This is a genomic window from Actinomycetota bacterium (genome assembly GCA_035697485.1).
GTDB lineage: Bacteria > Actinomycetota > UBA4738 > UBA4738 > HRBIN12 > JAOUEA01.
In genome coordinates this window covers 1-26,603 of record DASSCU010000031.1, presented here as the reverse complement: position 1 = coordinate 26,603, position 26,603 = coordinate 1, and the positions used below count along the sequence as shown (strand labels likewise).

Below are 26,603 nucleotides of genomic sequence, written 5' to 3'. Positions count from 1 at the left end.
GGACCGAACGCCATGATGTCGAACGCGATCACGAGCCCGATCGTGAGCCCGGCGGTCTTCGAGAACGGCCCACGGTCGTCGACCAGGGTGCCGAAGACCGCGAAGACGAGGAAGAACGTGGTCACGGCCTCGATCACGATGGCCCTGCCGACCGCGACGCCGTCGCCGAGCGCCGGGATGCCGCCCGTGCCGACGTCGAACAACTCCGTGGGCACCAGGAAGCGGAGCAGGAACGCGCCGGCCACCGCGCCGGCGAGCTCGGCGCCGATCAACACCCCCGCCCGCGAGGTCGGGATCTTGCCGGTCACCCAGAGTGAGATCGCGACGGCGGGGTTCACGAGCCCGCCCGATATGTGCGCGGTGATCGACACCATGATCGCGAGCACGAGCCCATTCGCGAGCGCGACGCCGGTGAGGTCGAGTTGCCCGTTGGCGTTCAGGATCACTGCTCCGGCCCCGACGAAGATCAGGGCGAACGTGGCCACGAACTCGGCGACGGCCGCCTTGCCGGTGTTCTCCACGGCGCTCCTCCTCGTCGGGATCGGACGTTCGCCTGCGTCGCTCCGGTGCGATCGGGGGCGCGCAGGCGGTCGGCGGCGAGCCTAGCCCTTGCCCTCTACCGAGGCAAAGACCGCCGGACCGAGCAACGATCCCGGTTGCGGAGGAGCCGGTCGGAAACCCGGTAGCATCCAACTCGTGGACGTGCTGCTGGTCTCGCCCGATCCCGCCTCGCGTGAGCTGATGGCGCTCGCGGCGCGGAGCGTCGAGCGCGCGATCGGCGGTGAGCTTCGGTTCCGTGCCGCGGCCAACGGCGAGCTCGGCATCCGTGCAGCCCTGCGCGACCGCCCGGACGTGGTCGTGGCCGACGAGATCGCATCCCGCGCGGGTGCGTTCGCGCTGACCAAGGCTCTTCGCGACGACACCGACCCGTACACGGGCGTGATCCTCATCCTGTTGGAGCGCAAGCACGACGCATGGCTCGCCCGTTGGTCGGGCGCCGACGCCTGGTTCGTCAAGCCGCCCGACCCGTTCGAACTAGCCGACCGCCTGCTGGAGCTCGTCAGCGAGAGGGAGACCGCGTGAAGATCAAAGGCACCGACAAGCGCAACGGACGCGAGTTCCTCGCGGAACAGGTGATCGAGAGCGGCGGTGCCTCGCCGTGGGACGGTCGTCCGTTCAGTCCCGACTACGCGGTCACACTCGTGAACGCCCTTCGCGACGCCGAGGAGGCCGGATCGAGACTGGAGGAGTCGCTCGAACAGATCGCCGACCTCAAGCCGGAGTTCACGCTCGACCAGGATTCAGTGCTCGGTCCGCTCCGCGAGCACCTGACGCGGCTCGAGCAGAACCTGGTGCAACAGGGCTGAAGGCCGACGGATGGGCGCGGGGGAGAACGGGTTCGGGGTCGAGCTCCGCGAGGACGACTCGGGGTGGCGGGTCGGCATCGTCGACCCCTCGGGCGCCGTCGTCTCCGAGCGGGCCTGCAGGGATCACCTCGAGGCCCGCACGTACGCCTCGACCGTTCGCCAGCACATCTACTGGCTCTCGCCGGAGCGGTTCCGGGAGTACTACCGTCTGTAATGTGATGGGGTTCAACTACCAGCAGCCGGGCAAGGTGACGAAGGCCGATCTGGCCATCTTCGTCGGGGCGCTCGTCGTGATCGCCGCGTTGGTGATCTGGGCGGTCTGGTAGCGCGATGCCCGATGCCGTCGCGTCACCGGACTTCTGCTACCTGACGACCACCGGCCGCGTCACCGGGAACCCTCACCGCATCGAGATCTGGTTCGCGCTCGTCGAGCAGACCGTGTTCCTGATGGCGGGGGACCGCGACCGGAGCGACTGGGTGCGCAACCTCATGATCGCGCCCGACGTCGAGCTGGAGCTCGGTGGGCGCAAGCGGGTGACCCGAGCCCGCGTCGTGGAGGACGGCACCGACGAGGATGCGCTGGCTCGACGGGCGATGCTCGAGAAGTATGCGGGGCGCGACGGCGGTGACCTCAGCACGTGGGGACGCACGGCGTTGGTGGTGGCGGTCGACTGGCCGGGCGGCGTCAGCTACACGTCGTTGATCTGACGCCGGCGGCAGGCAGGCCGCTCAGCCTTCGTCGAACCCCAGTGAGAACAGGCGCTCAAGGTCGTGCTTCGAGTAGACCTGGAAGCTGATCAGGGTCTCGGTGCCTTCGACGCCCTCGACCTTCGCGATGCCGCCGGGGATCACGTTCGCGAGCTGATCGTGGCCAGCCACCCGCACGATCGCGATCAGGTCGAACTCGCCGGCGACCGAGTAGACCTCGCTCACGCCGTCGATCTCGGCGATCGCCTCGGCGGCCTCGGAGATCTCGTCGATCTCGCACTGGATCAACACCACCGCGTGCACGGCGCTCATCGGTCGGCTCCTCTCACGTGCGCTCGAGTACGACGGCGAGTCCCTGACCGCCGGAGATGCAGAGGGTGGCGAGGCCCATCGACAGGCGGCGTGCGCGCATCGCGTAGGCGAGCGCGAGGATGATACGGGCCCCGCTCATGCCGATCGGATGGCCCACGGAGATGCCGCCGCCCTTCACGTTCAACCGCTCCCTGTCGAACTTCAGCTCACGCTCGCACGCGATCACCTGCGCGGCGAACGCCTCGTTGATCTCGATCAGCTCGAAGTCGTCGATCGTGCACCCGAGGCGATCCATCACCTTCTGAGTGGCCGGCACGGGGCCGATGCCCATGATCTCGGGCGGCACGCCCGCCCACGACATCGCGATGATCGCGGCGAGTGGCTCGCGGCCCTCGGCCCTCGCCCGCGACTCGCTCATCAGCACGAGCGCCGCGGCGCCGTCGGTGAGTCCGCTCGAGTTGCCCGCCGTGACGCTGCCGCCTTCGCGGAACACGGGCGCCAGCCTCGCGAGCGTCTCCATCGTGGTGTCCGGCCGCAGGTGCTCGTCGTCCTCGACCGTGACGGTCTTCCGCCCGAGCGTGACCTCGACGGGAAACATCTCCGCGGCACGGCCGTCAGCCCCCGCCACGGCCTGCTGCTGGGATCGGAGCGCGAACTCGTCCTGTTCCTCGCGGGAGATGTCGTACTTGTCGACGAGGTTCTCGGCGGTCTCGCCCATGATCAGGCCGCAGAGCGGGTCGAGGAGGCCGTCGCGGTACATCGCGTCGACGGCCTCGGTGTTGCCGAGACGGTGGCCGAGGCGCATGTCGGGGAGCAGGTACGGAACCCGGGTCATGTTCTCGATGCCGCCGACGAGCGCCACCTCGCTCTCGCCCAGCACGATCTGCTGGGCGCCGAGCTGGACCGCCTTCATGCCGGACCCGCACGCGATGTTCACGTTGTAAGCGCTGGCTTCCCTCGGCACGCCCGCACGGATGCTCACCTGCCGGCCGGTGTTCGGCCCGTTCCCGGCCTGGCGGGCATGGCCGATGATCGTCTGGTCGACGTGGTCGGCCTCGATGGCCGCCCGGCGAAGGGCCTCCTTCGCCGCGAGCTCGCCGAGCTCCACCGCGGGGGTCTCGGCGAACGACCCGAGGAACTTCCCGACGGGCGTGCGAGCGCCCTCGACGATGACCGCGCGTTCCATGCGGCAAGTCTACCGGCGGCGGTCGCGCCGTCGGCCCTCGCGGTTGCCCGACGCCCCACGGGTGCGCTGCAACACACGTGCCAGGACGGCGCCGCCGGCGACGGGCTCGGCGGGGGCTCGGTCGCACGCCGTGACGCGTGGACGATGCTTCGCCACCCACGATCGCACGGCGGCCAGCTCGTCGGCCCGCTCACGCGGGCAGGGCGCGGTGAGGGGCTCGCCGCCGGCACCCGCGGTGAGCAACGCACCGTGATCGAAGCGCAGCGGCTCGCCGTCACCGGCACGGAGCTCGAGCTGGCCCGCATCGACGAGCCACGTGTCGACCCTCGACCGCCACAGTCCCTCGGCGAGCGCGCGCAAGCGATCTCGCACCGAGGAGGCCTCTTCGTAGCGTTCCGCCTCGGCGAGGCGGGTCATGCGACGTTCGAGCGCTTCGAGGAGCTCGCCCGGGCTGAAAGCCAGGGAGGAGGCGAGCCATCGGACGAGCTCTCCGTAGCGCTCGGCGTCGGTGCGGCCGTCGCAGGGCGCGAGGCAGCGCCGCATGTCGGCCAGCGCGCAGGGAGCGAAGCGCGTGCTCGCCCCCATCGAGGTGGTGCAGCGGCGGATGGGCGCGGCCTCCTCGAGGCCTTCCTTCGCGAGGCGTGCCCACGCGGTGCTGCCGAACGGTCCGAGGTAGACGCGCCCGTCGCCGGGACTCGCCGCGTGCACGACCTTCAGCCGTGGCCACGCCTCGCGAGGATCGAGGGCGAGGTAGGCGCCGCGACGCCACGTCTTCCCTCGGCGGTTGTACTTCGGCTCGTGCCGGCGGATCAGCCGGGCCTCGACGACGAGCGCCTCGAGCTCGCCTCCGCAGCGGATGCCCTCGACCGAGCGGACCTCGTCGAGCAGGTTCACGACCTTCTTCCGCTCGTCGCCGTAGAAGTACGACTTCACCCGCGTGCGCAGATCGTTGGCCTTCCCCACGTAGAGCACCCGCCCGTCGCGAGCCTTGAACAGGTAGACACCCGGGGCGTGCGGGAGCCCGTCGGCGAGTGCGATCTTGCCGAAGTTGGGCCGCCCGCGCGCCCGGACGGCCTCGGCGAGGTCACCCATCGTCAGGATGCCGAGCCGCCCGCCGAGATCGAGCAGTCCGTGCAGGACCTCGGCGCATGCCTCCGCGTCGTCGAGCGCGCGGTGGGTCGGCTTCGCTCGCGTGCGGAAGTAGTTCGCGAGCGTCGCCAGCCGCACGTTCGGGACGTCGGGCCAGACGACACGACGCGCGAGCCGAGCCGTGCACAGCGGCGGGCCGGGGAGCGCCGGATAGTCGAGCACGTCGCAGTTGGCGTTGAGGAAACCGAAGTCGAACCCGGCGTTGTGCGCCACGAATACCGACCCGCGGAAGAACTCGAGGAACGCGGGCAGCACCTGCTCGATCGCCGGCTCGCCCGAGACGAGGCGGTCGTCGATACCGGTGAGGTGGGCGATGTACGGGGGGATCGGCCGCCGGGGATCCACGAGCGCCCGGAACGACCCGATCCGCTCTCCGCCGCGGTACTTCACGGCGCCGATCTCGGTGATCGCGTCGTCGGCGGGCGAACCTCCGGTCGTCTCGAGGTCGACGACGCAGAACGTGACCTCGGAAAGGGACACCCCGAGCTCGAGGGTTGTCTGGATCGGTTCGGCCAGGCTCGCATCGATCGGCACGGGCGTTGCCTCCGTCGGAAGGGGCCGAACGGGAGCTGGAGGGTATCGAACAGGTGTTCGATGGTCAAGCGGTTGCCCTGGGGAGGTCGTCACGCCGTGATGGTGACGGGAACCGCCGACACGCCGTCGGCGAGTCTCCCTAGGATGGTCGGGTCGTCATGCGCTACGGGGTCACGGTTCCCAACATCGGAGAGCTCGACCTCCTCCTCACGATGGGTCGCGAGGCGGAGGCGGCCGCGTGGGACGGCTACTTCCTGTGGGACCACATCCGGTTCTCCGACTCGTTCGACGTGTCGGTTCACGACCCGTGGATCGCGCTCGCGGCGCTCGCCGCGACGACCGAACGGATCCGACTGGGGCCGCTGGTCACGCCGCTCGCTCGGCGCCGTCCGTGGACGGTGGCCCGTGAAACCGTGACGCTCGATCACCTGAGCGGCGGCCGCGTGGTCTTCGGCGCTGGCCTCGGGTTCCCGCCCGGCGTCGAGTTCGGTTCCTTCGGAGAGCCGACCGGCGATCGCGAGCGTGCCGAGCTGCTCGACGAGGGCCTCTCGATCCTCGACGGGCTCTGGTCCGGCAAGCCGGTCAGCGTCGACGGACGCCACTACCGGCTGGACGGCGTACGGTTCCTGCCGCGGCCGGTCCAGCGCCCACGTATCCCGGTCTGGATCGCGGGCATGTGGCCGAACCGCGCGCCGTTCCGGCGGGCGGCTCGATGGGACGGGGTGTTCCCGATCTCGGTGATCGACGGTGAGCCGTGCCCGATCTCGCCCGATGCCTTCGAGGAGGCGGTTGCGTTCACGCGGTCCGTCCGGGACTCCGGCGTACCGCTGGATGCGGTCGTCCAGGGAGCACCGGATACCGAGCCAGGGGAGTACGCGGCAGCGGGTGCGACGTGGTGGCTCCTCACGGACGACGGCGAACCCGGGTGGGAAGAGCGGATCCTCGACGAGATCCGCGGCGGTCCGCCGAGGTGATCCGATCCGCGACGCTCCGGGTCGCCTCAGACGCCCGGGTACAACGCGCGCTCGACCATGAGCGCCAACAGCTGCTCCACGGCGAGGTGGCACTCCTGGATATGCGCCGTCACGGTCGAGGGGATCCGGATCGCTGCATCGGCCAGGGGAGCGAGCTCGCCACCCGATCGGCCCGTGAGCGCGACCACCCGCACATCCTGTGATCGTGCCTGCTCGGCCGCACGGATGACGTTCGCCGAGGTCCCGCTCGTGGAGATCGCGATCAGCACGTCGCCGGCACCTCCCAGCGACTCGACCTGCCGCGCGAAGATGCCCTCGATGCCGAAGTCGTTCGCGATCGCGGTCAACAGCGACGAGTCGGTCGTGAGGGCGATCGCGGGGATCGAGGGCCGCGGCTTGTCGATCGTGAGGGTGCTCACGAACTCGGTGGCGAGGTGCTGGGCGTCGGCGGCGCTTCCGCCGTTGCCACAGATCAGCAGCTTGCCGCCGGCCTGCAGCGACGCGATCAGGAACTCGGCCGCGGCGGCGATGTCGTCCAGGCACTCGGTTCCGACCAGGCGCACCGTAGCGGCGGTGGTGTCGAGGTAGTCCCGCGCGGTCGTGCGGAGCTCGTCCTGGATCACGCCGTGGCCTCCCGTCCGATGTGTTCCGCGATGATATCCGCGGCCGCGGCCAGGTCCGCGGCCACGTGATCCGCGTCGCCACCGGCCTTCACCTGCTCCTCGGCGCCGTGGCCGGTCAGCACCAGGAACGTCGTCGCTCCGATCGCCCGTCCCATGCCGACGTCGCCCGCGTGGTCGCCGACCACGAATGCGTCGGCCGGGTCGAACCCGAACCGCTCAGCGGCGTCGAGCGCCATGCCCGGCGCCGGCTTGCGGCAGCGGCAACCGACCTCGGGGGCGTGCGAGCAGTACAGGATCGCGTCGACCTCGGCGTCCTCGGCGGCAAGCATCGCCCGCAGTCGCGCGTGGATGCGCTCGAGGTCGGCCGGTTCGAGCAGGCCGCGACCGACGTTCGCCTGGTTCGTGACCACCACGATGCCGAGCCCGAGGGCCTTCAACCCCCGGATCGCGGCCGCGGATCCGGGGATCAGCCGGAGATCGTCGGGGTCGTCGAGGTGGCCGACCTCCTCGTTGATCGTTCCGTCGCGATCGAGCAGCGCGAACCTGCGCACCGCTCGGGAGACCGAGGTCATGGACGCGCGGGCGTCCAGTGACGGTCGCCGTGTCTCGCGCGCACGCCGTCGGGGTCGACCTCGAACGGGGCGAACTGCCCGCCCATCGCCTCGAGCGCGGCTCGCACCGACGCGCGGGCCCCGGGGGCCGCGGCGATCAACAGGTAGCCGCCACCCCCGGCGCCGCAGATCTTCCCGCCGGTCGCGCCAGCCGCGCCCGCGGCGTCGAGCATGGCCTCGATCGGGGTTCCCTCGGCGATGTGGGGGTTCATGCGCTTCTTCGCCTCGAACGCCTCCCGAAGCATCGTCCCGAGCCGGTGCATGTCGCCCGTCTCGATCGCGTCACGCATCGCGTAGGCGATCTCGCGGAGCTGCTTCATGCCGAGCAACGTGTCCTCACGCCCCTCCTCGAACATCTCGATCTGCCGGTCGATCAGCCCCACGTTGCGCCGGACCTTCCCCGTGTAGCAGAGGAGCAGGTGTTTGCGGAGCTCCTCGAGGGCGTCCGCCCCGGCCTCGACGGGCGTGACCTGGACCCCGTCGCGCTCGAACTCGATCAGGTTGAACCCCCCGAACGCCGCCGCGTATTGGTCCTGCCACCCGCCCGAGATGCCGAGGTCTTTCCGCTCGATCGCGTAGGAGAGCCGCACGAGCTCGTCGCAGGAGAGCGCGCGCTCATCCAGGCATGCGATGGCTGCCACGACGGCGGTCACGAGCGCGGACGAGCCTCCGAGCCCGCTTCCCGGCGGCGCCTCCGACTCGATGTCGACGTCGAGGCCGACGTCGATGCCCATGCGGTCGATCGCCGCTTTGGCGAGATCGAGCACACCGTCGTAATGGGGACCGTCGTCGAGCCGGTACCGCACGAGCTCCCCGAGGTCGAGCGACCGCACGCGGACGTCGCGATCGTCCCGCGGGGCCACCGTGACGCGAACGAAGTGGTCGATCGTGGTCGACAGCACCGCCCCACCATGGTCCCGATACCAGTGCGGGAAGTCGGTCCCGCCGCCCACGAAACTGATTCGGAGCGGGGCGAGCGCGTAGACGGGGGTCGTGTCGGTCGGCATGGTGGCGCCCTCAGTCTAGGTGCGCGCGGCGCAGAGACGCGTCAGGCGACGCGGCGCTGGAGCCGCCGGCGCTGCTGCTCGGTGAGCCCGCCCCAGACGCCGTAGCGCTCGCCGTTCTTCAACGCCCAGGCGAGGCACTCCTCCTTGATGCGGCACGAATTGCAAAACGTGAGGGCGGGGCCGGCTTCCTCCTCGGAGATCGGGAAGAAGATGTCTGGATCGACACCGAAGCAGGCGGCGCGTTCCTGCCAGAAGTCGGGGGGAGCGGGGTTCGGCGGCAGGACGCTGACGTCGACGTTCGGGAACCGCTCGATCCTCACTGACCGTTCCTCCCCCTCGGATCGCCCCGCGCGGAATCGAATCGCGGGAGACGATTCATATCAGAGGGGCCGTCGCGAGCGGAAGGGGTCGGAAGCACGCATCCAGGGATACGACGGCAGAGGGACGCGAAATGACCCGAACGGGCTAGTCCAACGAGCGGACAGGGAACAGCGGGACCCCCTCGTCCGAGCGTAGAGAAGCCTCGCGGACCTCCCAACGAACCGAGGCGAGTAGCACGGTGCCGCCGCCCCCGCTCGCGGCGCTGGTCACGACGCCCGCCGCCTCACCCTCGATCGTGACGAGCGTCGACCCGGCGTCCACCCGCCCGTCGCCCTCCAGGTGGCGCAGCACGCGCGGGGGATGGCCGAGGTTGCGAACGCGGGCCACCGATTCCTGCCCGAGGAAGCACCCCTTCGACGTGTCGATCAGCGCCTCCAGACCACCCTCGGCGGGGATCGACGTACGGTCGAAGTCCGGGCCCATCCGTGGCCTTCCGGCGCGGATGCGCCAGACCTCGACCGCGTCGCCGCTCACGAACCCTCGGCCGGCTGGTGCGAGCGGCTCCTCGGCGTCGGTCAGCAGATCGCGGCCCGCTCCCAGCACCGACGGCCGAAAGCCGCCCGGTTCCTCGGACGGGCCCGGCAGCGCGATCAAGGATCGACGCCCGGTCAGATCCTCGAGCTGCACGTCGGACGAGAGCACGTAGATCGCGAGCGCCGAGCCGACGTGATCGACCTGGTCGGGGGCCTGGAACAGCCAGAGGCCCTCGTCGTCAGACGCGACCTGGAGGTCGGCCCGGACATGACCGGTGGGATCGAGCAGCAGCGAGCGGCGCGCTTCGCCCGGGCGCAGCGAGGCAACGTCGGCCGTGAGGAGGTCGTGCAGCCACCCCTTCGCGTCGCTCCCTCTCACCCGCACGATGCGGTGCGCGGACAGGTCGACCGCAGCGCGCCCCTCGGACAGGGCCTCGAGCTCGGCGTCGGGGGCGGTGAGTGGGCGCATCGCTCTGGCAGGATATCGACGCCGTGGACGTCCCCCGCACCCTGCTCGTGACGAACGACTACCCGCCGCGCGTGGGGGGGATCCAGCGCACGCTCGAGGCGCTCGTGAACGAGCTCCCCGGCGACCGCATCGCGGTGTTCTGCCCCCGCGACGAGGGTTCGTCGGGGTTCGACGCCGATAGGCCCTACCGCGTCTTGCGCCAACCCGAGTCGTTCCTGTGGCCGACGCCCGACGTCGGCCACAGGCTCGAGGCGGCAGTGCGAGAGATCGGGGTGGAGGTGGTGCTGTTCGGCGCTACGTACCCGCTCGCGATGCTCGGGCCGAGGCTCGCACGGAGCGGGGTGCCCTACCTGGCCGCCGCTCACGGGTTCGAGTACTGGCTCTCGATCGCGCCGGGAACCCATGCGGCGATGCGGTACGCGACCGGGCGGGCGGCGAGGGTGCCGGTGATGTGCAGCGCCTTCATCGCGCGCACGGTGCGCACCGCCGTGGCTCGGCGCGTGCCGGTCTCAGTGCTCTATCCCGGCGCCGACGTCGAGACGTTCCGCCCGGACCTGCCCGTCACCGATCTCCGCGAGCGGCACGGGCTCGGCGACCGGCCGGTAGTGGTGTGCGTGAGCCGGCTGGTCGCACGCAAGGGACAGGACGTGCTGATCCGAGGCATGGCCGAGATCGGTCGACGTGCGCCCGGCGCTACGCTGGTGATCGTCGGCGGAGGGCCGTACGAGGATCGCCTGCGAGCGCTCGCCGCCGACGCCCCCGAGGGGTCCGTGGTCTTCACGGGCCAGGTGACCGAAGGCGATCTCCCGCGGTACTACGCCCTCGGCGACGTGTTCGCGATGCCCTGCCGGACTCGTCTGGCGGGCATGGAAGTGGAGGGGTGGGGCAACGTGTTCATCGAGGCCGCGGCGTGCGCGAAGCCCGTGGTGGTCGGGGACTCCGGCGGCGCGCGCGAGGCGCTCGTCGACGGAGAGACGGGCATCCTCGTCGATGGCGACGACGTGCATAGGGTGGCCGAGGCGGTGGGGGCGCTGCTCGCCGACCCCGAACGCGCCCGGGCGATGGGGGAGGCTGGCCGCGAGCGGGTGTTGCGCAACCACACGTGGCCGGCGATCGCCCGAACGCTCGTGCTTTGGCTACAGGAAGCCGCAGGCTAGCTGCCCAGCTTCGTTCGTCCGAGCCAGACCGAGGGGTACCCTGACCCCATGCAGACCGGATCCTCCGCCTCGGAACGGCGCTGCCCGGAGTGCGGGGCGCTCGCAAGCCCCGACGCGGAATGGTGCGGGCAATGCTTCCGGTCACTCGTCGACCCGGAGCCCGAGCCGCAACCGATGGCCGCCGCCCTCGCGAAGGCCGACTCGCCAGCTCCGTCGGGTGAGGGCTCGAGGCGTGCACCGACGTGGCCGTGTCCGGCGTGCGGCAACGAGAACGCCCTGGAGCTCGATGCGTGCGCGGTGTGCGGCACGACGTTCGCATCGTTGATGCGCCGGGACGAGGCACCGCCCGAGATCGATCCCAAGGACGCGCTCCGCGCGTCGCTGCTCTACCCGGGACTCGGTCACCGCAAGATCGGCCGAGGGCTCGACGGCCTTGCCCGCGGTGTCCTCTTCACCGTGCTCGCGGCCATGGCGGTGACGGTGCTCGTCTCCGGGGTGCGCTCGACGGGGGCGCTCGCCGTGTTCGCGGTGCTCTTCCTCGCGGCACTGCTGATCTACGCGGGATCGGCATGGGAGGCGTACCGGCTCGCCGAAGGCGACCGGCCCTTCGTCTCGTCCCGCGCCCTCATGTGGGTGACGGTCGTCGTGATCATGACGTCGGTGGCGCTGCTGGCGGTCAGCGTCGTGACGGTGGCGAGACGCTAGGATTCCGCGCCGATGGAACACGCCGAAGGCTCGATCGTGATCGACGCCCCGCTCGAGGACGTCATGGAGGTGATCGAGGACTACGAGGCCTACCCGGAGTGGGCCGACGTCCGTTCGGTCGAGGTCCGCCGGCGAGGCGAGGGCGGGCGCGCGACCGAGGTCGCCTTCGAGGTGGACGTTCCGGTGCTCGGGAAGGCCTCATACACGCTCGCCTACCGCTACGCGCCCGGCGATACCGGCCTCTCGTGGACGACGTCGGAGGCGCGCGGCGCGATCCGCGACATCAGGGGCGAATACCTCCTGAACGAGCTCTCCGAGAGCGAGACGAAGGTCACGTACCGCCTCGGCGTGGAGCTCGGCGTGCTCGTGCCGGGGTTCCTGAGGAGCGAGGGCGCCAAGAGGGTGATCGAGAACGCGCTCGAGAAGCTCAAGCGCCGCGTCGAGATGGGCTGAGCGGCCGGCCGATCCGATCCGTCGCACCGTCTAAGCTTGGCCCATGCGCGTCGTGCTGTTCACGGGGAAGGGCGGGGTCGGCAAGACCACGGTCGCGGCGTCGACCGCGGTGCGCGCCGCCCGTGGCGGGTCGCGCACGCTCGTGATGTCGACCGACCCGGCCCACTCGCTCGCCGATTCCTTCGAGGTCGAGATCGGGTCATCGCCGACCGAGATCACCGCGAACCTCTGGGCGGTGCAGATCGACGCTCAGGAGCGCCTCGAGGACAACTGGCGGGAGATCCAGGACTACTTCATCCAGCTGATGAACTGGGCCGGCACGGAGACGATCCAGGCTGAGGAGCTCACGGTGATCCCGGGGCTCGACGAGATCTTCGCCCTGATCGACGTGAAGACCCATGTCGAGAGCGGCAACTACGACATGCTGGTCGTCGACTGCGCCCCGACCGCGGAGACGCTGCGGCTGCTCTCGCTGCCCGAGATCATGAACTGGTACATCGAGCGCATCTTCCCGGTGGAGCGCCGCATCGTGAAGACGGTCCGGCCGATGCTCTCGAAGATGACCTCGCTCCCGATCGCCGGCGACCAGGTGTTCGCCGCGGTTGAGCGGCTGCACCGCAACCTCGACGCGGTGAAGCAGATCCTCACCGATGAGCAGACGTCGTCGGTGCGGCTCGTCGTGAACCCCGAGAAGATGGTGATCTCCGAGGCCCGGCGCACCTACACGTACCTCGGGCTGTTCGGCTACCGCATCGACGCCGTGGTGGTCAACCGGATCATCCCCGACGAGGTCAACGACCCCTACTTCGGGAAGTGGAAGGACATCCAGGCCGAACACCTCGCCACCGTGCACGAGTCCTTCGAACCCGTCCCCATCCTCGAGGCGCGGTTGTTCGACCGGGAGATGGTGGGTGTGCCGCTCCTCGGCGAGATGGGCACCGAGGTCTACGGCGACCGTGACGTGACCGCGGTGCTCTACCACGACGACCCGATCCGAGTACGCAAGCGCGGGGAGGGCTACATCCTCTCGATGCGCCTGCCGTTCGTCTCACGCGACGACATGGACATCCACCGGCGGGGGGAAGAGCTGTACGTGCGGGTCGGTTCGTACAAGCGGAACCTGATCCTGCCGCAGACGCTCAAGCGACTCGTCGTGCGTGAAGCAAACTTCGCCGGCGATCACCTCGAGATCACGTTCGGTCGGCCGCTCTCGACCGACGAGGGGCAGCCGGCCCCCACGTGAGCGTACGCGGGCCGGCGATCGGCATCGACGTCGGGGGCACGAAGATCGCCGCCCTGCTGGTCGACCGCGACGGCGCCGTGCTGGCGCGCGAGGTCCGCCCGACGCCGGCCGAGGATCAGCGGGCCACCCTCGACACGATGGTCGACGCGGCGCGAGCGGTCGCGACCGCCGACGTCGTCGGCGTGGGTGTGGCCGCGGCCGGCATGGTCGATCTCGAGGGGCTGATGCGCTACGCGCCCAACCTCGCCTGGCGCGACGCGCCGCTGGCGCCGTTCGTCGGCGACGCTCTCGGGCTGCCCGCGCTGGCGGACAACGACGGGAACGCGGCCGCATGGGGGGAGTTCCGGCACGGCGCGGGGGTGGGCTCTCAGCACATGCTGTTCGTGAGCGTCGGCACGGGGATCGGAGGCGGTCTCGTGCTGGACGGCTCGCTGTACCGCGGCGCGAACGGCTTCGCCGCCGAGATCGGCCACATCGTGGTCGAGCCGGGCGGCGCCCGATGCGGATGCGGGAACCGCGGCTGCTGGGAACTGGTGGCGAGCGGCTCGGCGATCACGCGCCAGGGCAGGAACGCCGCCACCCGGCACCCACACTCGCTCCTGCGGGAGCTCTCGGGAGGTGATCCCAGGGCCGTGACCGGGACCATGGTCACAGAGGCGGCGCGGGCGCACGACACCGCGAGCAAGGGCATCTTCGTCGAGGTCGGTCACCGCCTCGGGGTGGGCATCGCTGGCCTCGTGAACGTGCTCGATCCCGACCTGGTCGTCGTCGGCGGAGGTGCCTCCGAGGCCGGAGACCTGTTGCTCGCGCCCGCCCGCGACGCGTTCCGGCGGTCGGTGGAGGGACCCCGCCATCGACCCGAGGTACCGATCGAGCAGGCCGCGCTCGGCAACGACGCCGGCGCGATCGGGGTCGCCGCGCTGGTGTTCGCCAGCCTCGGCGGGGGGTCCGGATGAGGCTGGGAGTCTCGCTCCCGGTCTTCACCGACGACCCGGAGAAGCCGCTGTCCGTCGCGGCCCGCGCCCGCGAGCTCGGGATCGACGGCGTGTTCGCCCCCGATCACATGTTCCCACCGGTCTTCTACCCGCCCTCAGGGCCCGACCGTCCAGCGCTCGAGGTCTTTTCGCTGCTGGCGGCGGCAGCGGCGAGCCAGCCCGGACTGCACGTCGGCACCCTCGTCACGCGGGTGACGCTCCGTGCGCCCGGCATCCTCGCGAAGCAGGCGGCCGCGCTCGACGCGATGTCGGGAGGGCGCGCCATCCTCGGGATCGGCACCGGGGACCGTGCCTCTGCCGACGAGCACGAGCGCTACGGCTTCCCGTTCCCACCCGCGGCCGATCGCGTCGCGATGCTGGAGGAGACGGTCGAGGCCCTGCACGCGCTGTTCGGCGGACGAGCGTGGCCGGGTGGCGTGCACGTCCCCCCGCTCGCCGGCCCGTTGCTGCCCCCCGGAGATCCGGCCGTGTGGGTGGGTGGACTGTCCGACACGGTGCTCGCGGTCGCCGCGCGGGTGGCCGACGCTTGGAACGGCTGGGGCCTCGATGCCGAAGGCTTCGCGGCGCGGGCGGGAACGCTCCGCGACCTCGCGCGCGGGCGCACGGTCGCGCCCACGTGGGCGGGCATCGCGCTCGTGGGGGAGGACCGCGCCGACCTGGATCGCCTGGTCGCCGACCGCGCGGCACGGGGTCTCTCGCTCGACGGTGTCTGGAGCGGCACGGTGCAGGAGTGGCGACACTTCACCGACGCGCTGCGCGCGGCCGGCGCCACGTGGTGCGTCGTGTTGCCCACGGGCCCGGCGGACCGCCTCGACGTGATCGCCGACGCGACGCTGCGATGAACAGCGCCGAGCTGAAGCGCGCGAAACGCGACGTGCGCCGACGCGTCCTCGCCGCGCGCGACTCGATGCCGCTCTCCGAGCGAGCTCGCGCAGCGCGCGAGATCACCGAACGGTTCCTCGCCCTTCCCGAGGTCTCGGGGGCCGGCACCGTGCTCGCGTTCTGGTCGTTCGGGTCGGAGCTGCCGACCGCGCCGTTGCTCGAACGGCTCGACTCGCTCGGCACGCGCGTGCTCTTGCCCCGCATCGTGGAAGGCGATCTCGAGGCCCGGACCTACCGGCCGGGCGATCCCGTGACCGAGACGTCGTTCGGCGCGTTCGAGCCGACCAGGGGCGCGGTGGTCGACCCGACCGAGATCGACGTGGTGGCCGTCCCCGCCGTGGCGTTCGATCGCGCGGGCCGTCGGGTCGGGTACGGCGGAGGATTCTACGACCGTCTCCTGTCGAGGACCCGGCCCGACTGCGGGCGGATCGGCGTCGGGTTCGGGCTGCAGCTGCTTCCCGCCCCGGAGGCGTTGCCAGCTGGCCACTTCGACCTGCCGGTCGACCTGGTCGTCACCGAGTCGGAGGTAGTGCGGTGCCGATCGGCGGTGTGATGCCCTCGGCGCCATCCCCGCGCGCCCGCTCGGCGTCCTGGCGCCGGGGATCGTTCGCAGCGCTCGACTTCGAGACCACGGGTCTCGATCTCGGCACCGACGTGGTGGTGTCGTTCGGGGTCGTGCCGGTCGACGGGGGTCGGGTCCGCATGCGGGACTCCGTGCATCAGCTCGTGTCGCCGAGCGTGCCGCCTTCCCCGCGGTCGCAGACGATCCACGAGCTGCGTCCCCAGGACCTCGCAGGGTCCCCCGAGATCGAGGAGGCCCGTGAGATCCTGGCCACGGCGCTGGCAAGGCGGTTCCTGCTCGCATGGTTCGCCGACGTCGAGGTTCACTTCCTGGCAGCGATCTTCGGGGGGTCGTTGCGTCGCTGGCGCCGACGGACGATCGATGTCCGGAACCTGGCGATCGCGGTCGACGGCGCACCCTCCGCGGTTCGGGGCAAGCCCGGGTACGCGCTGTCGGCGAGCGCGGAGGCCATGGGCGTGCCCGTCGCGAACCCGCACGAGGCGTTCGACGACGCCCTCGTGACGGCCCAGCTCTTCCTGGTGCTCGCGTCGAAGGTGCCGGGGCGTCCCGAGCCCACGGTCCGTCAGCTCCTGCGCGCTGCCGGGGCGTGAGGCTCCGACTTGAACAACGGTTCAATCGTCTGATACAACCCGTCCCACGGGGCCGAGCCTCACGGGCCGCGGCGCCCGGAGGCGGGCGTCGGCGTGCGAGGAGGCGCGGGTGGGTCAGAGCAGGGAGACGGCGTTCCACGCCATCACGTCGACCAAGGCCGCCGGCTTCATGGAGGAAGCCGGGTGGCTCTGGGTCACGAACTACGGTGACGTCGACGCCGAGTACCGTGCCGTGCGCGAAGGCGTCGGCATGTGGGACCTCTCCCCGCTGAATAAGTGGGAGTTCCGAGGTGCCGAAGCGCTCGAGGCCGCCCAGCGCGTGCACACGAACGACGTGCTCGGCATGCGCGACGGTCAGGTCCGCTACGGTGCCTTCGTCGACGAGGACGGGCTGGTCGTCGACGACGGCACCGTGTTCCGCCACTCCGCCGAGCACCTGTGGGTGTGCACGAACGGGAACGAGCGCGCCGACTATTTCGCCGACGCGGCGAAGGGGCTCGAGGTCGAGATCGCCTACATCGCGCCGGAGCTGCCGAGCATGCAGATCCAGGGGCCGAAGAGCCGCGAGCTCGTACGCTCGATCGTCTCCGGCGCCGACGTCGACGCGCTTCGGTACTTCACGTTCTTCCCCGAGCCGGTGACCGTCGGGGGGGCGCCGGTCTGGCTCTCGCGCACCGGGTTCTCGGGGGAGCTCGGCTACGAGCTGTTCCTGCGGCCCGAGCACGCGGCCACGGTCTGGGAAGCCGTCGAGGGCGCCGGGGCGACCCCGTACGGCGTGGACATCATCGAGCCCGTGCGGGTCGAGACCGGCATGGTCGTCACCGACTACGACTACGAGCCGCACCGGCGCACCCCGTACGACCTCGGGCTCGACCGGCTCGTCGCCCTCGACGGCGAGGGAGAGTTCATGGGCAAGGACCAGCTGCGCGCGGTCGCGGCCGACCCGCCGAACAGGTTCGTCACGATCCGGCTCGAGGGTGACTCCCTGCCCGAGTACGGCGCCACGGTGACGTCCGGTGGCCGGGAGGCGGGGGTGCTGACGAGCCCGGCCACCAGCCCGACCCTCGGCGGACTCGGCCTCGCGATCCTGCGCACCGAGCTGGCGGCGCCGGGCACCGGCGTCGAGGTCGTGATGCCAGACGGAACCGCGATCGATGGCACGGTCGACGTGCTGGCCGTGTACGACCCGAAGAAGGAACGCCCGCGCGCCTGACGGGCGTGCGGGTCCGACAACACCCGAGACACGAGGAGGAGACCGATATGACCGAGGACAAGCGTTCGCCGCTGCACGACTGGCACGTCGAGCACGGGGCCGACGTGGTCTGGGAGGACGGCTACCCATGGGCGATGCACGAGGGCGGCGACCCGATGGACGAGTACGAAGCGGTGCGCACCGCCACGGGCATCTGGGACCTCTACTCGACGTGCAAGTACGAGGTGCGCGGTCCCGACGCCAGGCGCCTGATCCAGCGCCGGTTCACGAACGCGCTCGACGGCATGCAGTCCGGCTCGGTGCGCTACGGCGCCTTCGTCAACGCCGACGGGTTGATGATCGACGACGGCAACGTCTACGAGTTCGCCGACGATCACTTCCTGGTGATGATCAACACGGCCGGCATCGACGACTGGTTCCGCGAGACGGCCGATGGTCTCGACGCCACGATCGAACACAAGACCGACGACTACGCGATGATCGCGGTCCAGGGACCGACCTCGCAGGAGACCCTGCAGCCGTTGACCGACCGCGATCTCGGCGAGCTGCGGTACTTCCGCTTCTGGCCCGAGGCCACGACCGTCGCGGGGGCCGAGGCGTGGGTGCTGCGCACGGGGTTCAGCGGTGAGAAGGGGTACGAGGTCGTCGTCGCCCCGGGCGACGCCCGGCGGGTATGGGACGCGCTGATCGACGCGGGCGCGACTCCGTTCGGGCTCACGGCGATCGATCTCGCCCGCACCGAGATCGGGCTGATCATCGTCGCCGTCGACTACAACCCCAGCGAGATCTCGCCGTGGGACCTGTCGATGGACCGCTTCATCAAGACCGACACCGAGTGCGTGGGCGCGGCGGCGCTCGCCGAGCGTGGGGCGAACCCACCCAAGCGCTTCAAGACCCTGAAGATCGAGGGGGACCTCGCTCCCGACTACGGTGCTGCCGTGACGAAGGACGGGCGCGAGGTCGGCGTCGTGACATCCCCGGCGTCCTCGCCGCGGCTCGGCACGATCGGCCTCGCGATGCTCGACGCGGACGTCGCCAACGACGGCGAGAAGGTCGAGGTCGCGGTCGAAGGCGGCACGACACCGGCGACCGTCGAGGTCCTGTCCCTCCTCGACCCGAACAAGGAGCGCCCGCGGGCGTAGGCGACGGGGGACGGTGGGATCCCTGTGGGGCGGGCCCCGCCCGGCCAGACCTATGCTGGGCCCGTGCAGGGTGACGAGCTCTTCGGGGTGGTCCCGAACTTCAGCGAGGGCCGACGCACCGACGTGATCGACGCGATCGTGCAGGCGCTGCATGTGCCCGGCGCCCGTGTCGTTTACGCCGATGCCGACCCGGATCACAACCGCCTCGACACCACGGTGCTCGGCGACGCCGATACGGTCCGCGCCAGCGCCATGGCCGGGGCCGCCGCGGCGGTCGATCTGATCGACATGCGCGAGCACCGGGGCGGCCACCCGCGCATGGGGGCCGCCGACGTGATCCCGTTCATGCCCGTGCGAGGCGTGTCGATCGAGGACTGCGTCACGTTGGCCCGCGCGTTCGGTCGTGAGTTGGCCGAGCACCTCGACCTGCCCGTCTACCTCTACGATCGCGCGGCGCTCGTTCCCGAGCGGGCGTCGCTCGCCGACGTGCGCCGCGGCGAGTACGAGGGCCTACGGGAGGCCGTCGCCCGTGGCGAGCGTTTGCCTGATCTCGGGCCGCACGAGCTCGGGCCCGCGGGCGCGACGGCCGTCGGTGCCCGCAAGCCCCTCGTGGCCTTCAACGTCTACCTCGACGGCACCGATGAGCCCGCCGCGAAGGAGATCGCCAGGAGGCTCCGCGAGTCCAGTGGCGGCCTGCCGGCCGTGCGGGCGATCGGGTTCACGGTGCCGGAACGCGGCGGCGTGGTGACGGTCTCGATGAACCTGGTCGACCACGAGGTGACGGGCCTGCGCGCGGCGTTCGACGGTGTCGCGAGGCTCGCCGCCGAGTACGGGATGACCGTGACCGATTCCGAGATCGTGGGGCTGGCGCCGGCCTCGGCGCTCGCCGACGACGATGTCGCGTACCTCGAACTGTCCGGATTCGACCCCGACCGCCAGGTGCTGGAGCGCCTCGTGGACGAGTGAGGAGTGAACGATGAGCGATGCAGGGTTCGGCGACATGACGGTCGAGCGCTTCCTCGAGGCGATGGCCTCGAAGGACCCGACCCCGGGTGGAGGCGCTGCCGCGGCGATCGCGGGCGCGACCGGCGCGGCGCTGATCGCGATGGTCGGCAGGCTCACGCTCGGCAAGCAGGGCTTCGAGGACCTCCAGGAACGGATGCGGGCGCTCGTCGATCGAGCCGACGCGGCGCGGGCGGAGTTCATCGCGCTGGCGGACCGCGACGCGGCCTCGTTCGGGGCTGTGATGTCGGCGTTCCGGATGCCGAAGGAGACCGACGTCGAGAAGGCGTCACGCGCCGAGGCGATCCAGCGCGGGCTGGAGCATGCCGCGGCGGTGCCGCTCGAGATCGCACGCCGCGCGGTCGATCTGATGGAACTCGCCGAGGACTCCACCGCGATGGGCAACCCGAACGCGGCGAGCGACGGCATGTCGGCGGCGGGCATGCTGCTCGCGTCGGTGGTCGCCGCCCGCGCCAACGTCGAGATCAACGCGTCGGCCCTGAGGGACGTGGCCCGCCGCGAGGCGCTGCTCGAGGAGGTCGCAGCGATACGCGAACGCGCCGAGACCCTGCTCGAGCAGTGCCGCGAGGCGTTCGGGCTGCGGCTCGTCGCCTAGCAATCGGTGTGGCCCCCGGACCGGCTGCGCGGTCCTGGCCTCTCGGCCGGACCCCGCGTAGGCTCCACCCGTGCGGATCGACGCCATCGTCTTCGACTGCGAGGACGCCGCGCCGCTGGCGCGGTTCTGGGCCGGCGCGCTCGGATGGCGGGTGGCCCCCTACGACGCCGGCGAGGTCGAGCGTCTCGCGGCCAGGGGCATCGACGATCTCGAGGACGACCCGAGCGTCATGGTCGAGCCTCCCGAGGACGAACCGCCCGGGTTGCCGGTGCTGTTCTTCACCGAGGTGCCGGAGCCCAAGGCAGGCAAGAACCGCGTGCACGTCGACCTCGTCGCCGACGAGAGCGTCGACGACGAGGTGATCCGCCTCGAGGGACTCGGCGCGACGTTGCGCAACTGGGCCGAGGAGGAGGGCAACGTCTGGGCCGTGATGCTCGACCCCGAGGGCAACGAGTTCTGCGTGATGCCACCCGAGGCGTGATGTGCCACGCTCCTCGCGCCAACGGAGACCCTGCCGTGGTGAAGGGCATCGGCTGCTTTCACACCTTGCAGCGTGTGCGGTCACCGTGGACGACGTCGATCGTGTGTGGGTCGTCGAGGGTCTCAGAACAGGCCGACGGTGCGGCCCCGCTCGTCGACGTCGACGTTGTGGAAGGCCGGCGTCCGCCCGTACCCGGGCATGCGCTGCATGTCGCCGCAGAGCGCGACCACGAACCCGGCACCGCCGCTCGGCACCACCCCACGCACGGGCAGCCGGAACCTTGACGGCCGATTGAGCATCAGCGGATCGTGACTAAGTGAGAGGTGGGTCTTGGCCATGCAGACGGGCACCTGCCCGAAGCCGAGGTCGTCCATGCGAGCGATGTCCTTCTCGGCCTGCGGCAGGTAGTCGACGCCGTCGGCGCCGTAGAGCTTCGTCGCGATCGCCTCGATCTGTTCCCTCAGGCCGGCGCCCGACGGGGTGAGGAAGTCGAACGTGTTCGGCCGCTCGCAGGCGTCGACGACGGCCTGCGCGAGCTCCACCGCGCCGTCGCCGCCCTGGGCGAACGCCCGGTTCACCACGACGGTCTCTGCGCCGGCCTCGACCGCGAGCCGGCCGATGAGCTCGATCTCCGCCTCAGTGTCCGTCGGGAAGTTGTTGATCGACACCACGCACGGCAGGCCGTACTGGCGGACGATCTCGATGTGCGCCCGCAGGTTCTCGATGCCGCGCCGCAGGGCGTCGAGATCCTCGATACCGAGGTCGCCGAACGGCTTCCCGCCGTGGGACTTGGTGGCCCGCACCGTGGTCACGAGCACAGCCGCACTCGGAGAGAACCCGCCGAAGCGGCAGACGATGTCACAGAACTTCTGGAACCCGAGATCGCTCGCGAAGCCGCCCTCGGTGACGACGTAGTCGGCGAGCTTGAGGGCGACGCGGTCCGCGATGATCGAGTTGTTCGCGTGGGCGATATTCCCGAAAGGCCCAGCGTGGATCATCACCGGCTGCCCCTCGAGCGTCTGCACGAGGTTGGGCTTGAGCGCGTCCTTCATGATCACGGTCAGCGCGCCCGCGACCCTCAGGTCCTCGGCGGTGACCGGCTTCCCCTCATGGGTCGACGCCACCACGATGTTGCCGAGTCGGCGCCGGAGGTCCGCCACGTCGGAGGCGAGCGCGAACACGGCCATGATCTCGGAGGCGGCGACGATCACGAAGGAGTTCTCGCGGGGGTATCCGTGCGCCTTCCCCCCGAGACCGACCACCGTGTATCGAAGCTCCCGGTCGTTCACGTCGAGCGTGCGAGGCCACGTGATCGTCGCGGGGTCGATGCCGAGCTCGTTGCCGTGATACACGCTCGCGTCGAGCGCGGCAGCCAGCAGGTTGTGGGCGGCCTGGACGGCGTGGAAGTCGCCGTTGAAGTGCAGGTTGATGTCTTCCATCGGCACGACCTGGGCGTAGCCACCGCCGTTCCCACCGCCCTTGATGCCGAAGACCGGGCCCATGCTCGGTTCCCGCAGGCAGAGCATCACGTCCTTGCCGATCTTGCCGAGCCCCTGGGTGAGGGAGACGCTCGTCGTCGTCTTGCCCTCGCCGGCCTTCGTGGGGGTGATCGCGGTGGTGATGATCAGCTTGCCGTCGGGGTGGTCGGCGAGGCGGTCGAGGATCGCGAGATCGATCTTGGCCCGGAAGCGCCCGAACTGCTCGAGCTCGTCGGGCTCGATACCCGCGGCGGCTGCGACGTCGGCGATCGGGCGGAGCGCTGCTTCCTGGGCGATCTCGAGTCCGGACTTCATGGTGACGGCGGGTCCCTTCCTCTGACGACGAACGGCTCCCGGACGATACGACCCCCGGTCGCGCTGGTCCAAACCGAGGTTGCGCGCACCGCGACCGCCGGTCACCGAAGGTCGCGAGGGAGGTCGCGAGCGGGGCCGACGCGTGGTTCCATGACGGCTGCAGTGCCCGACCAGTGCCCGAAAGGGAAGCAGCGCATGGACACCGAGTCGCTCCGTCGCACGATCGCCCGGCTGATGCCGGATCTCCTCGAAGAGCTCGGATCGCTCGTCCGTGTCCCGTCCATCGCGTTCCCCGGGTACCCCGAGGAACCCGTCCTCGAGGCGGCCGAGCGAACCGCTGAGCTGGCTCGCGATGCGGGGTTCGCCGACGCGGCGTTGAAGCCCGTTCCCTGGGGATACCCGCCGGTCGTCGGCGAGATCGCCGGGCCCGAGGGCTCACCCACGGTGGTGCTTTACGCCCACTACGACGTCCAGCCGGCGCCGCCGGAACAAGGATGGACCTCCGACCCCTGGACGCCTGTGGTGCGCGACGACGGCCGTCTCGCCGGGAGGGGAGCCGCCGACGACAAGAGCGGGATCGCGATCCACCTCGCGACCGCGCGAGCCTTCGGCGGACGGCCTCCGTGCAGGGTACGCCTCGTCGTCGAGGGGATGGAGGAGACCACCTCGAACCTCGAGGACTTCGTGCGTGCGCACTCGGACCTGTTCGGTGCGGACGTGTTCGTGGTCGCCGACATGGGCAACCTGGAGGCCGGTGTGCCCACGCTCACGACGACGCTCCGGGGCGAGGTGTCATGCGTCGTCACGGTCTCGACCCTCGAGCACCCACTGCACTCGGGGGTGTTCGGGGGACCAGCCCCCGACGCGATGATGGCGCTCGCCCGGCTGCTGGCCACCCTGCACGACGATGCGGGCGGGGTGGTCGTCGAGGGCGTCACCCGAGCCGACGCTCCGAGCGGCGACGTCACGGAATCGGACTTCCGAGCGACGGCGGATCTGCTGGACGGCACGGCCGTGATCGGCACCGGCCCGATCGGCGCCCGACTCTGGTCGTCCCCGAGCGTCAGCGCGATCGGGATCGACACGCCGACGGTCGAAGGATCGTCCAACGTGCTGCTGCCGAACGCGCGAGCCAAGCTGTCGATGCGCATCGTGCCCGGGGCCGATCCCGGCGCTGAACTGGACGCCCTCGCACGTCACCTGCACGCGCACGCCCCGTGGGGCGCGACCGTCGAGGTCGAGCGCGTGAAGGTGGCTCCGCCGTTCCGGTGCCGATCCGACGGACCGGCGTTCGCCGCGGCGCGGACCGCGCTGGAGGAGGCGTTCGGGCGGCCGCCGGTCGAAGCTGGGTCAGGTGGGTCCATCCCGCTGCTCGACTCGCTGCGAGCTGTGAGCCCCAAGGCGGAGTTCATCCTGTGGGGCGCCGAGGACATGGCGCGCTCCCGCATCCACGCGTCCGACGAGAGCGTCGACCCCTCGGAGATCGAGCGCATGGTCCTCGCCCAGACGCTCCTGCTGCGCGAGCTAGGCGCGGGGGGATGACCCTCGCCGCGACCAGGCCGATACTGGGGTGATGACGACGACGGAGCCCCTCCGACGCACCGTCACGCCCGTGCGGGTCACGGCGGTCAACGACGGCGTCCGCAGCGAGCGACCCGACTCGCTCGCGACCGAGGAGCCGATGGAGATCCGCGTGCAGGGGCCGGGACAGCAGGCGGAGCCCGTGGCGGTCACGATGCGGACCCCCGGGGCCGACTACGAACTGGCGGTCGGGTTCTTGTTCACGGAGGGGCTGATCGCGCCGGGGCAGGTGACACGCGTCGCCTACTGCGACGATCTCATCGGGGAGGAACAGCGATACAACGTCGTGACGGTCACGCTCGACCGGGTGTTCGACCACGACCTGTTGCGCCGCAACTTCTTCGCCACGTCGTCGTGCGGCATCTGCGGAAAGACCGCGCTCGACGATGTCGAGGTCCGTTGTGCCCCGGTGGCCGACGGGCCGGTGGTGCCGGCCGATGTGCTGGCCACGCTGCCCGACCGGCTGCGCTCGAATCAACGCGTGTTCGATCGGACGGGGGGCCTGCACGCCGCCGGCCTGTTCACGCCCGATGGCGAGCTGCTCACCCTCCGCGAGGACGTCGGACGGCACAACGCGGTCGACAAGGTGATCGGCGAGCACGTGCTCGTCGGACGATTGCCGCTCGGCGACCATGTGCTGCAGGTGAGCGGCCGCGCGAGCTTCGAGATCGTGCAGAAGGCCGCGATGGCCGGAGTCCCGATCGTGAGCGCCGTCAGCGCCCCTTCGTCGCTCGCGGTGGAGGCGGGAGAGCGGTTCGGCATGACGATCGTGGGTTTCGTGCGGGACGGACGGTGCAACGTGTACACGCGTCCCGAGCGTGTCGGCTGACGCTCAGCCGGCCCCGCCGTCGTCGCTGCGGGCCTCCGGCACGTGGTCGGTCCAGTCGTAGATCACGCTGGTGCCGAAGATCACGTCGTGCACCGAGGCGTTGCGCTTGCTCACGGCGCTCCAGAACAACCCGAGCGGGAACGTCACGCACGTGACCGCCCGCAAGAACGCTCGGGCGACCCCGACGCGGGTCCCCGCCGGGCCGATCAGCCGCAGCCCCAACACCCGCGCCCCTGCGCTCCGTCCGGTGCCTGCCCACGAGATCGTGAGGATCAGCACGGCCACGACGTACCCGTACAGTGCCGCCTCGGCCATCGTGAGCTGCGGGACCGTGAACCGGGCCGGGTGGCGGAGGAACCGGAACCCCGCGTATGCAAGGTAGCCGGCGGCGACCAGCGCCGCGACATACGCGATGTCGATCACCATCGCCCCGGTGCGCGAGACGACGCCTGCGCGCAGGCCCTGTCGCTCGGCGGCCCCCGCCGGGAACGCCCGCGCGCTCGCGGCCGTCGCGCCGCTCACTGCGCGTCGCCCCCGGTCGTCTCGGAGGGTCCGCGCGGGAGGAGCTCGCGGGCCTCGCGCCTGAGCACCCTGTCGACGACGCGCGAGACCACGCGGTCGGCGTTCATGCCCTGTACGCGCACCGTTTGCACGGTCTCGTTCGCCATCATGCCCGACGACTCCCTGACCAGCCTCGGCAGGTCGATCTCGTCGATGACCTCCTCGGCGATCGCGCCCAGGTCGAGGCGATCGATGATCGCCACCAGGTCGGTCCGCGCGATCACGCGATCGGCGTCGACCCGGTCCACGATGGTCTCGACGGGGAACGACCGGGCGAGGCGTTCCATGTCGACGCGGGCGACGATCTCGTCGATATCCACCCGGTCGATCACCGCGTCGATGTCCACGCGATCGAGGATGCGGTCGATGTCGACGTCCTCGACGATCGCGTTGACGTCGACGCGCTCACGGACGAGCGCCGTGAGATCGACCTGATCGGCGAGTCCCTGGGCGATCTCGGGCACCAGGGAGCCGAGGAACGACGTCGCGAGCTCCACCATCTCCGCCTGGGAGGCCTTCCATTGCCCGTCGAGCACCCTCGCGGCCCCCGCGGCCATCTCGCCGGCGTCCTTCGCGAAGCGAGGCTCGATGAGCCACGTGATCGCCGGCCCGATCGTGTCGGCCACCTGCCGGGCCGCGCCGGCAGCGGCCTCGGCCGCCGTGACGGCCGCGCCGAGCCCGGCGCCGGCGAGCGTTGCGGCGGGGTCCTTCGGGCCGGCTGTCTCCTCGTCGGGCTGGGGCATCGTGGACCGCAGCGCGTCCGCGAGGGCGGTCGCGCCGGCGGCGAACAGCCCCGCGCCGACCTTCATGCCTTGCTCGAACAGCGCGGCGACCTGCGAACCTGGCCCCGGCGAAGGTGCGCCCTCGTCGTCGATGTCCGCATCGGCGTCGGCCGCCAACGCCTCCTCGTAGCTCATCTCGGCGTCGAGCGGCTCCTCGTCGCCGCTCGAGCCGGGGAGTCGCACGACGTTGTCGGGCTCGTC

At 70.8% G+C, this 26,603-nt stretch carries 32 protein-coding genes; 20 read left to right on the top strand and 12 right to left on the bottom strand.

The genetic code is table 11. The features are described from left to right. Positions 1-521, bottom strand: a 521-nt coding sequence (locus VFI59_09410; GenBank protein ID HET6713913.1) for an aquaporin, incomplete at its 3' end; no start/stop codon positions are given. A 175-nt stretch (positions 522-696) separates the two neighbouring features. Between VFI59_09410 and VFI59_09405 the strand changes: the two genes are divergently transcribed. The 4 genes from VFI59_09405 to VFI59_09390 all read left to right on the top strand — a co-directional run bounded on the left by VFI59_09405 (position 697) and on the right by VFI59_09390 (position 2,075). Continuing rightward, positions 697-1,083: a hypothetical protein gene (locus VFI59_09405; GenBank protein HET6713912.1), complete on the top strand. Its 387-nt coding sequence runs from the start codon at positions 697-699 to the stop codon at positions 1,081-1,083. Next, positions 1,080-1,367, top strand: a complete 288-nt coding sequence (locus VFI59_09400) for a hypothetical protein (GenBank protein ID HET6713911.1) — start codon at positions 1,080-1,082, stop codon at positions 1,365-1,367. The genes VFI59_09405 and VFI59_09400 overlap by 4 nt, the downstream gene beginning before the upstream one ends. Before the next feature lie 10 nt (positions 1,368-1,377). After that, the gene (locus VFI59_09395; GenBank protein HET6713910.1) at positions 1,378-1,581 is read left to right on the top strand and encodes a hypothetical protein; all 204 of its coding nucleotides are present in this window, start codon (positions 1,378-1,380) and stop codon (positions 1,579-1,581) included. Between the two features lie 116 nt (positions 1,582-1,697). Further along, complete coding sequence (locus tag VFI59_09390) at positions 1,698-2,075, top strand: nitroreductase/quinone reductase family protein (GenBank protein ID HET6713909.1); 378 nt, start codon at positions 1,698-1,700, stop codon at positions 2,073-2,075. Between the two features lie 21 nt (positions 2,076-2,096). On the opposite strand, the gene VFI59_09385 is transcribed toward VFI59_09390, so the two are convergent. Genes VFI59_09385 through VFI59_09375 form a run of 3 tightly spaced genes read right to left on the bottom strand, consistent with a single transcriptional unit; the run spans position 2,097 to position 5,256 of the window. Further along, a complete protein-coding gene (locus tag VFI59_09385; protein ID HET6713908.1) occupies positions 2,097-2,387 on the bottom strand; it encodes an Lrp/AsnC ligand binding domain-containing protein in 291 nt (96 codons plus the stop codon). 13 nt (positions 2,388-2,400) lie between these two features. After that, a complete protein-coding gene (locus tag VFI59_09380) occupies positions 2,401-3,573 on the bottom strand; it encodes a thiolase family protein (protein HET6713907.1) in 1,173 nt (390 codons plus the stop codon). 9 nt (positions 3,574-3,582) lie between these two features. Next, positions 3,583-5,256 carry a DEDD exonuclease domain-containing protein gene (locus tag VFI59_09375; protein HET6713906.1) on the bottom strand — a complete coding sequence of 558 codons (1,674 nt, stop codon included), beginning with the start codon at positions 5,254-5,256 and terminating at the stop codon, positions 3,583-3,585. 158 nt (positions 5,257-5,414) lie between these two features. Here VFI59_09375 and VFI59_09370 point away from each other — a divergent pair, with 158 nt between their 5' ends. Continuing rightward, positions 5,415-6,230, top strand: a complete 816-nt coding sequence (locus VFI59_09370) for an LLM class flavin-dependent oxidoreductase (GenBank protein ID HET6713905.1) — start codon at positions 5,415-5,417, stop codon at positions 6,228-6,230. A gap of 26 nt (positions 6,231-6,256) precedes the next feature. On the opposite strand, the gene VFI59_09365 is transcribed toward VFI59_09370, so the two are convergent. The 5 genes from VFI59_09365 to VFI59_09345 form a co-directional block, all read right to left on the bottom strand. Then, positions 6,257-6,853 carry an SIS domain-containing protein gene (locus tag VFI59_09365; GenBank protein ID HET6713904.1) on the bottom strand — a complete coding sequence of 199 codons (597 nt, stop codon included), beginning with the start codon at positions 6,851-6,853 and terminating at the stop codon, positions 6,257-6,259. After that, complete coding sequence (locus VFI59_09360) at positions 6,850-7,425, bottom strand: HAD family hydrolase (protein HET6713903.1); 576 nt, start codon at positions 7,423-7,425, stop codon at positions 6,850-6,852. The genes VFI59_09365 and VFI59_09360 overlap by 4 nt, the downstream gene beginning before the upstream one ends. Then, positions 7,422-8,471: a GHMP kinase gene (locus tag VFI59_09355; GenBank protein ID HET6713902.1), complete on the bottom strand. Its 1,050-nt coding sequence runs from the start codon at positions 8,469-8,471 to the stop codon at positions 7,422-7,424. Before VFI59_09355 ends, VFI59_09360 begins: the two co-directional genes overlap by 4 nt. A 41-nt stretch (positions 8,472-8,512) precedes the next feature. Next, on the bottom strand, positions 8,513-8,791 hold the full coding sequence (locus VFI59_09350; GenBank protein ID HET6713901.1) for a WhiB family transcriptional regulator: 279 nt from the start codon (positions 8,789-8,791) through the stop codon (positions 8,513-8,515). Positions 8,792-8,936: 145 nt separating this feature from the next. Further along, a complete protein-coding gene (locus tag VFI59_09345) occupies positions 8,937-9,794 on the bottom strand; it encodes a hypothetical protein (GenBank protein ID HET6713900.1) in 858 nt (285 codons plus the stop codon). Positions 9,795-9,817: 23 nt separating this feature from the next. Between VFI59_09345 and VFI59_09340 the strand changes: the two genes are divergently transcribed. The 13 genes from VFI59_09340 to VFI59_09280 all read left to right on the top strand — a co-directional run bounded on the left by VFI59_09340 (position 9,818) and on the right by VFI59_09280 (position 20,856). Continuing rightward, positions 9,818-10,951, top strand: a complete 1,134-nt coding sequence (locus VFI59_09340; protein HET6713899.1) for a glycosyltransferase family 4 protein — start codon at positions 9,818-9,820, stop codon at positions 10,949-10,951. Between the two features lie 48 nt (positions 10,952-10,999). Then, on the top strand, positions 11,000-11,656 hold the full coding sequence (locus tag VFI59_09335; protein ID HET6713898.1) for a hypothetical protein: 657 nt from the start codon (positions 11,000-11,002) through the stop codon (positions 11,654-11,656). Positions 11,657-11,668: 12 nt separating this feature from the next. Further along, positions 11,669-12,109: an SRPBCC family protein gene (locus tag VFI59_09330; GenBank protein HET6713897.1), complete on the top strand. Its 441-nt coding sequence runs from the start codon at positions 11,669-11,671 to the stop codon at positions 12,107-12,109. Between the two features lie 43 nt (positions 12,110-12,152). Further along, on the top strand, positions 12,153-13,352 hold the full coding sequence (locus VFI59_09325) for an ArsA family ATPase (GenBank protein ID HET6713896.1): 1,200 nt from the start codon (positions 12,153-12,155) through the stop codon (positions 13,350-13,352). Next, on the top strand, positions 13,349-14,308 hold the full coding sequence (locus tag VFI59_09320; protein ID HET6713895.1) for an ROK family protein: 960 nt from the start codon (positions 13,349-13,351) through the stop codon (positions 14,306-14,308). The genes VFI59_09325 and VFI59_09320 overlap by 4 nt, the downstream gene beginning before the upstream one ends. Then, positions 14,305-15,189, top strand: coding sequence for an LLM class flavin-dependent oxidoreductase (locus VFI59_09315; protein HET6713894.1), 885 nt, complete (start codon positions 14,305-14,307; stop codon positions 15,187-15,189). Before VFI59_09320 ends, VFI59_09315 begins: the two co-directional genes overlap by 4 nt. Then, a complete protein-coding gene (locus VFI59_09310; GenBank protein ID HET6713893.1) occupies positions 15,186-15,782 on the top strand; it encodes a 5-formyltetrahydrofolate cyclo-ligase in 597 nt (198 codons plus the stop codon). The genes VFI59_09315 and VFI59_09310 overlap by 4 nt, the downstream gene beginning before the upstream one ends. Beyond that, the gene (locus VFI59_09305) at positions 15,764-16,402 is read left to right on the top strand and encodes a 3'-5' exonuclease (protein HET6713892.1); all 639 of its coding nucleotides are present in this window, start codon (positions 15,764-15,766) and stop codon (positions 16,400-16,402) included. The genes VFI59_09310 and VFI59_09305 overlap by 19 nt, the downstream gene beginning before the upstream one ends. A 109-nt stretch (positions 16,403-16,511) precedes the next feature. After that, on the top strand, positions 16,512-17,615 hold the full coding sequence (locus tag VFI59_09300) for an aminomethyltransferase family protein (protein HET6713891.1): 1,104 nt from the start codon (positions 16,512-16,514) through the stop codon (positions 17,613-17,615). 47 nt (positions 17,616-17,662) lie between these two features. Continuing rightward, a complete protein-coding gene (locus tag VFI59_09295) occupies positions 17,663-18,757 on the top strand; it encodes an aminomethyltransferase family protein (GenBank protein ID HET6713890.1) in 1,095 nt (364 codons plus the stop codon). A 63-nt stretch (positions 18,758-18,820) separates the two neighbouring features. Further along, entirely contained in the window at positions 18,821-19,723 is a 903-nt protein-coding gene (gene ftcD, locus VFI59_09290) for a glutamate formimidoyltransferase (protein HET6713889.1), read from the top strand. Positions 19,724-19,733: 10 nt separating this feature from the next. Beyond that, the gene (locus VFI59_09285) at positions 19,734-20,375 is read left to right on the top strand and encodes a cyclodeaminase/cyclohydrolase family protein (GenBank protein HET6713888.1); all 642 of its coding nucleotides are present in this window, start codon (positions 19,734-19,736) and stop codon (positions 20,373-20,375) included. Positions 20,376-20,445: 70 nt separating this feature from the next. Then, on the top strand, positions 20,446-20,856 hold the full coding sequence (locus VFI59_09280; GenBank protein ID HET6713887.1) for a VOC family protein: 411 nt from the start codon (positions 20,446-20,448) through the stop codon (positions 20,854-20,856). A 122-nt stretch (positions 20,857-20,978) separates the two neighbouring features. Here the strand turns inward: VFI59_09280 and VFI59_09275 are convergent, their stop codons facing one another. Continuing rightward, a complete protein-coding gene (locus VFI59_09275; GenBank protein HET6713886.1) occupies positions 20,979-22,649 on the bottom strand; it encodes a formate--tetrahydrofolate ligase in 1,671 nt (556 codons plus the stop codon). 150 nt (positions 22,650-22,799) lie between these two features. On the opposite strand from VFI59_09275, the gene VFI59_09270 reads away from it, so the two are divergent. Next, positions 22,800-24,191, top strand: coding sequence for a M20/M25/M40 family metallo-hydrolase (locus VFI59_09270; protein HET6713885.1), 1,392 nt, complete (start codon positions 22,800-22,802; stop codon positions 24,189-24,191). Between the two features lie 31 nt (positions 24,192-24,222). Next, positions 24,223-25,059 (top strand): formate dehydrogenase accessory sulfurtransferase FdhD, encoded by an 837-nt coding sequence (gene fdhD / locus VFI59_09265; GenBank protein HET6713884.1) that lies wholly within the window; start codon positions 24,223-24,225, stop codon positions 25,057-25,059. Positions 25,060-25,062: 3 nt separating this feature from the next. Here fdhD and VFI59_09260 read toward each other — a convergent pair whose 3' ends face one another. Together VFI59_09260 and VFI59_09255 are read right to left on the bottom strand one after the other, a co-directional pair. Then, a complete protein-coding gene (locus VFI59_09260; GenBank protein ID HET6713883.1) occupies positions 25,063-25,581 on the bottom strand; it encodes an RDD family protein in 519 nt (172 codons plus the stop codon). Next, positions 25,578-26,603: hypothetical protein (locus tag VFI59_09255; GenBank protein HET6713882.1), on the bottom strand; the 1,026-nt coding region annotated here is incomplete at its 5' end. The genes VFI59_09255 and VFI59_09260, both read right to left, overlap by 4 nt.

Coding starts and splice junctions, on each gene's coding strand:
- VFI59_09270 (HET6713885.1), top strand. CDS start 22,800: ATGACGGCTGCAGTGCCCGACCAGTGCCCGAAAGGGAAGCAGCGCATG.
- VFI59_09390 (HET6713909.1), top strand. CDS start 1,698: ATGCCCGATGCCGTCGCGTCACCGGACTTCTGCTACCTGACGACCACC.
- VFI59_09330 (HET6713897.1), top strand. CDS start 11,669: ATGGAACACGCCGAAGGCTCGATCGTGATCGACGCCCCGCTCGAGGAC.
- VFI59_09395 (HET6713910.1), top strand. CDS start 1,378: ATGGGCGCGGGGGAGAACGGGTTCGGGGTCGAGCTCCGCGAGGACGAC.
- VFI59_09285 (HET6713888.1), top strand. CDS start 19,734: ATGAGCGATGCAGGGTTCGGCGACATGACGGTCGAGCGCTTCCTCGAG.
- VFI59_09385 (HET6713908.1), bottom strand. CDS start 2,387: ATGAGCGCCGTGCACGCGGTGGTGTTGATCCAGTGCGAGATCGACGAG.
- VFI59_09380 (HET6713907.1), bottom strand. CDS start 3,573: ATGGAACGCGCGGTCATCGTCGAGGGCGCTCGCACGCCCGTCGGGAAG.
- VFI59_09310 (HET6713893.1), top strand. CDS start 15,186: ATGAACAGCGCCGAGCTGAAGCGCGCGAAACGCGACGTGCGCCGACGC.
- VFI59_09360 (HET6713903.1), bottom strand. CDS start 7,425: ATGACCTCGGTCTCCCGAGCGGTGCGCAGGTTCGCGCTGCTCGATCGC.
- VFI59_09335 (HET6713898.1), top strand. CDS start 11,000: ATGCAGACCGGATCCTCCGCCTCGGAACGGCGCTGCCCGGAGTGCGGG.
- VFI59_09355 (HET6713902.1), bottom strand. CDS start 8,471: ATGCCGACCGACACGACCCCCGTCTACGCGCTCGCCCCGCTCCGAATC.
- fdhD (HET6713884.1), top strand. CDS start 24,223: ATGACGACGACGGAGCCCCTCCGACGCACCGTCACGCCCGTGCGGGTC.
- VFI59_09370 (HET6713905.1), top strand. CDS start 5,415: ATGCGCTACGGGGTCACGGTTCCCAACATCGGAGAGCTCGACCTCCTC.
- VFI59_09325 (HET6713896.1), top strand. CDS start 12,153: ATGCGCGTCGTGCTGTTCACGGGGAAGGGCGGGGTCGGCAAGACCACG.
- VFI59_09295 (HET6713890.1), top strand. CDS start 17,663: ATGACCGAGGACAAGCGTTCGCCGCTGCACGACTGGCACGTCGAGCAC.
- VFI59_09315 (HET6713894.1), top strand. CDS start 14,305: ATGAGGCTGGGAGTCTCGCTCCCGGTCTTCACCGACGACCCGGAGAAG.
- VFI59_09345 (HET6713900.1), bottom strand. CDS start 9,794: ATGCGCCCACTCACCGCCCCCGACGCCGAGCTCGAGGCCCTGTCCGAG.
- VFI59_09275 (HET6713886.1), bottom strand. CDS start 22,649: ATGAAGTCCGGACTCGAGATCGCCCAGGAAGCAGCGCTCCGCCCGATC.